Annotated in this window: 1 pseudogene; it reads right to left on the minus strand. The window is 65.9% G+C overall.

Annotated features, from left to right (window positions below):
- Positions 1–276 (minus strand): annotated as a pseudogene (locus SM755_RS23575) (cell surface protein); the annotation flags it as partial.

Here is a 276-nt window from a genome sequence, read left to right on the forward strand (position 1 = left end):
GGCTATTACCGAACGGCTGATACCGACGACCGCTCGTTCGCCGAACGCCGGATCGTCGGAGCGCACGCCCGCGTAGAGCGAATACTCGCCCGTTCCGATGTCCCCCGTCGACACCGATGCGGTGTACGTTCTCTCCGATGTCTGCGTCGCGGTCGCTCTGACGGTGGTCTCGTCGTCCACCACTGTCACCTCGACACTGTCAGGCGATGGCGCGTCCGCGATCCGCGACACGTTCGCGGTGACGGTCAGGTCGTCGCCGACAGTCACCACCTCCGC

This window comes from Natrialba sp. PRR66 (assembly GCF_034808065.1).
Lineage (GTDB): Archaea > Halobacteriota > Halobacteria > Halobacteriales > Natrialbaceae > Natrialba > Natrialba aegyptia.